This is a genomic window from Hydrocoleum sp. CS-953 (genome assembly GCF_002260545.1).
Taxonomy (GTDB): Bacteria; Cyanobacteriota; Cyanobacteriia; order Cyanobacteriales; family Microcoleaceae; genus Trichodesmium.
Window position 1 is genome coordinate 1 of sequence record NZ_LGSU01000796.1, and the last position, 4,716, is coordinate 4,716.

Annotated in this window: 4 protein-coding genes and 1 pseudogene; all 5 read left to right on the forward strand. The window is 36.1% G+C overall.

Annotation, left to right across the window (positions count from 1 at the left end; genetic code table 11):
• The first annotated feature begins 154 nt into the window (after positions 1–154).
• The 5 genes and pseudogenes from AFK68_RS09895 to AFK68_RS09915 all read left to right on the forward strand — a co-directional run bounded on the left by AFK68_RS09895 (position 155) and on the right by AFK68_RS09915 (position 4,615).
• On the forward strand, positions 155–814 hold the full coding sequence (locus tag AFK68_RS09895) for a TVP38/TMEM64 family protein (RefSeq protein WP_246844096.1): 660 nt from the start codon (positions 155–157) through the stop codon (positions 812–814).
• Between the two features lie 588 nt (positions 815–1,402).
• A partial coding sequence (locus AFK68_RS09900; protein ID WP_143437747.1) for an IS607 family transposase occupies positions 1,403–1,997 on the forward strand: 595 nt, incomplete at its 3' end.
• 1 nt (position 1,998) lies between these two features.
• Positions 1,999–2,217: pseudogene (locus AFK68_RS44715) on the forward strand (IS607 family transposase); the annotation flags it as partial.
• A 113-nt stretch (positions 2,218–2,330) separates the two neighbouring features.
• Positions 2,331–3,218 (forward strand): class I SAM-dependent methyltransferase, encoded by an 888-nt coding sequence (locus AFK68_RS09910; RefSeq protein ID WP_094672563.1) that lies wholly within the window; start codon positions 2,331–2,333, stop codon positions 3,216–3,218.
• 692 nt (positions 3,219–3,910) lie between these two features.
• Positions 3,911–4,615, forward strand: coding sequence for an HAD family phosphatase (locus AFK68_RS09915; protein WP_094672564.1), 705 nt, complete (start codon positions 3,911–3,913; stop codon positions 4,613–4,615).
• The last annotated feature ends 101 nt before the right edge of the window (positions 4,616–4,716 follow it).

Here is a 4,716-nt window from a genome sequence, read left to right on the forward strand (position 1 = left end):
GAAAGTTAACTTAAAAACAATGCTTTTAGTTGTCAAATAATTATAATATCAATTAGTACAAAGATATTTTTCAAGCTTATATATAATGAACGACCTAGAACAAACAACAAAAAAAAAGTCAAAACTAAACAAGCTAATCAAACCACTATTAATTATGTTTGGAGTCGCCATTATCCTAGTTGTTGCTCAGAAATTTTTTAATGCTCAACAACTATTAGAAAACGCCTTAAATTGGATTGATACACTTGGCCCCTGGGGTCCCATAACTTTTATTATTATCTATATTTTGGCTACAGTTTTATTCCTACCTGGCTCACTACTAACCCTGGGCGCAGGTGTATTATTCGGTCCTCTTTTTGGTTCAGTTTACGTTTCTATCGGCTCAACTATAGGTGCGACTTGTGCCTTCTTAGTTGGTCGATATCTAGCACGAGGTTGGGTTTCCAAACAAATAGAAGGAAATGAACAATTTCAGGCCATTGACAAAGCTGTGGCCGATGAAGGATGGAAAATTGTTGGCCTAACCCGCTTATCTCCTATTTTTCCTTTTAACCTGCTTAACTATGCTTTTGGTCTAACTCAAGTTTCTCTGCGGGACTATTGTTTGGCATCTTGGATTGGCATGATGCCAGGTACAGTAATGTATGTATATCTGGGTTCCTTAGCTGGAAGTTTGGCAACTTTGGGCACAGAAACTGGCTCCCGTACCACGGGAGAATGGGTTCTCTACGGAGTTGGTCTAGTCGCCACAGTTGCTGTAACTATTTATGTTACTAAAATTGCCAAAACAGCTTTACAAAATAAAATATCTTAGAGGGTATCTATAAAATAAAATCAGGACTTACGCAAAGGTACTATGTATAGAGTTAAAAAACTGTTGCGCAATAGTTTTGAGAGCTATATATAGCGCCTCTGCGTAAGTCCTAAAAATATTAAGTCTTTAATTTAGTAGACCGACACACCTATAGCGGTTTTCAAGAAGATGGAACAAACTCCTAAGAACAAAAAACCTTGTAGAGACCTTCCATGGAACGTCCCTACTACTTTGGTATACCTAAGTGAAAACTGCTATAAAATGGTGCGTTACGACGGATTACTAAATCCCTTTCATCGTCTCAATTTAAGCCGTCTAACGCACCCTACTGGTTTGTTTCTACTGTATTGTTTCATCTTAAATGGTGCGTTAGGGAGTAGGGGAGTGGGGGAGTAAGGTAGGGACGTTGCATAAGGGCGTCCGTACGAGAGAAGGACTTTTGTTGGGTTTTGTTCCATGCTGCGCAACGAAGTTCGCGTTACATGTCGCGTTAGCGAAACAACCCAACCTACATTTATTGCACTAAGTATTAAAATAATTAGATGAAAGTTAGACATAACTAAATATTTATTGTGATATACTGGATTAATGTCTAACTTATTAACAGTATCTCAAGCAGCAGAACTGCTAGGAGTTTCAACAAAAACAATTAGACGATGGGAAACTGAAGGACGGATAAAATCAATCCGTACCGAAGGTGGTCATCGACGATTTACTGTATCTAACTTAATCGGTAACAAACAAGATAATTCTTTAACCGTTGCCTATGCCAGAGTTAGTAGCTACGACCAAAAAGATGACTTAGAACGCCAAAAAATAGTTTTAGAAGCATATTGTGCTAAACAAGGTTGGTCTTTTGAAGTTATATCAGACTTAGGTAGTGGTTTAAATTATCGTAAAAAAGGACTGATTAGGTTAATAAAACTGATATGCTCAGAGCAAGTAGAACGATTAGTCTTAACTAATAAAGACAGACTGCTGAGATTTGGTAGTGACTTGATATTTACTTTGTGTGAAATATTTGGTACAGAAATAGTAATTATTAATCGTTCCGAGGATTCTACCTTTGAAGAAGTTTTAGCTCCAGATGTACTCGAAATAATTAGAGTATTTTCTGCTAGACTTTATGGTTCTAGAAGTAACCAAAACCAAGAAATTGTCAAACAATTAAAGGAAGTAGCAGNCTGAGATTTGGTAGTGACTTGATATTTACTTTGTGTGAAATATTTGGTACAGAAATAGTAATTATTAATCGTTCCGAGGATTCTACCTTTGAAGAAGTTTTAGCTCCAGATGTACTCGAAATAATTAGAGTATTTTCTGCTAGACTTTATGGTTCTAGAAGTAACCAAAACCAAGAAATTGTCAAACAATTAAAGGAAGTAGCAGACAAATTAAAATAAAATTTTTTCAAAGCAGGTGGACGAAAAGCAACAAACCTAAATAGTGAGTTTTGGGAATATCGCATTATTGCAGTTGCCCAACATCCGGAGGATGTCAAAATTAGAAAAATTTGATGGCAGTTAGAAAAGATACAATATACCAGAAATTTCTTTCACCATTGGTCAACAACTTTTTGATTGACCAAGAAGCTATGAAACGGTTCCGCAGTAGTATAGATTGGGAGACTCAAAGCGATCGCTTCACCAATCCTACCGTAGTTTATCCTGAATATTATACCTCTGGAAATTTTCACGGTATTGAAGGAGGTTATCTAACTATAGGTGCAGCAGTTACTTATGACCCTATTACCCAGTATGCTTTGCCTCCTAATGAAACTTGGGTGAGAAAATCTTTAGTTGATGCAATTCAGGTTAGACCAAGACGTATACTAGACTTAGGATGTGGCACAGGTTCTATGACCTTGATGCTGAAACAGACATTTCCCCAAGCAGAAGTTATTGGTATAGACTTATCACCGTATATGCTTGTCTGTGCAGAAGCTAAAGCCAAAACAGCAGGGTTAAATATTCAGTGGCGACATGAAAATGCAGAAAAAACAGGATTTCCAGATGCTTCCTTTGATTTAGTAACGATGGCCTTATTATTCCATGAAACTCCACCACAAATATCAAGAGGCATCTTACAGGAAATTTTTCGACTATTAATAGTTGGAGGCCAAGTTGTGATTCTGGACGGCAACCAAAAAACTTTACGACAAAGTGACTGGCTGACAGAAATCTTTGAGGAACCTTATATTAAGTCTTATGCTAAAGGTAATATTGATGCTTGGTTAGGGGCTGCGGGATTTGGTGCAGTGGAAACTCAGGATATATGGTGGTTCCATCAGGTCAGTAGTGGGGTTAAGCCACTTTTAGATCGAGATGAGATTATACCAGAATTAAAGCATAATCTACCAAATTGGGATAATGATAGTGGTAATTTTCCTGCTCCTGCTTATTAGAGCAATTAGCATTTATTAAGTTCATAAGCAAAATTAATTACACATCCTATTTATTTTCTATTCTCTGTTTCCTATCTCAACTAGAAAACTCCTAAAAGTACAACTACTTACAACAATATTATGACCAAAAAATTAGGTCAATAACCTCCTCTTAGATATGGGATGAAAAAAATAAACTTTAGTATTTTAAGGTAAGCATTTCCTGCGGAATGCGGAGCAAACAGCTATTAGCTGTCAGCCATCAGCTCTCTTTAAGGACAGTTTTTCAATTAAAATAGACCTTAAGAGCAAGAGAAACAGCTTTTGTAGTAAGACAATTAATAAAGCTTTTCTTGTCAACTAAAACCAATAGCTGATAGCTGACGGCTGACGGCTGAATGCTTACATTTTAAGCCTCTAGTTTAAGCAAGTTTAAGCAAGAGGTACTTGTTAACTGAGTAAGCATTTCCTGCGGAATGCTGCGCAAACAGCTATTAGTAATTAGCTCTTCCTACGGAATGCTACGCAAACATATTTTTAATGAATGAACTAAGAATTCCTTTGATTTATAGTATATTTTTAACCAAAAAATTGATACATAAAAACGAAGAATTTGGGTTTTAAACTCATACAATTCAAGGGGTTAAAAGCTGATAGCTGACAGCTGACGGCTGAATGCTTACTTAACTGATAACTAATAACTGATAACTGAAATGACTCTCAAAGCTGTTTTGTTCGATTTTAATGGTGTGATTATTAATGATGAATTTCTGCACGAAAAATTAATAGAACAAGTGCTACTTGATGAAAATCTGCTGCTTAAACCAGGAGAATATCACAAATTTTGTTTAGGAAGAAGTGATCGTGCTTGTTTGAAAGATATATTAGCCCAAAGAGGTAGATATGTAAATGAAGGGTATTTAGAACAGTTAATCAAACGCAAAACTCTAGCTTATCAACAACAGTTAGAAAGTATTGAAGAGTTACCAATTTATTCAGATACGGTAGATTTTATTTATCGGGTTTCTCAAGCTAATTTGAAGATGGCTGTGGTTACTGGTGCTATGCGAGGCGAAGTAGAATTAGTTTTAAATAAAGCTAATTTAGCTGATTATTTTCCGGTAATTATTGGTGGAGATGATGTTAAGGCCAGTAAACCAAAGCCTGATGGTTATTTGTTAGCTGTAGATACTTTAAATCAACAATATACAGACATTAATCTCCAGCCTTCAGAATGTTTAGTAATTGAGGATACTTTTTCGGGTATTGAAGCTGCTAAACTGGCTGGCATACCTGTGGTTGGTGTTGCTCATACTTATCCTTTTCATATGCTGCAACGTTTGGCTAATTGGTGTGTAGATTATCTTTCCGATTTAGAATTGGACAGAATACAAAGGGTGGCTCAAGAAATTATATGATGTCCGGATAATAATGTGAAGTCAGAAGTTCAATTCAGAGGTGGTGAAAATTGGTAACTGAAATGATTAGTTATTTATAACTATTCAACCAGACATGATAT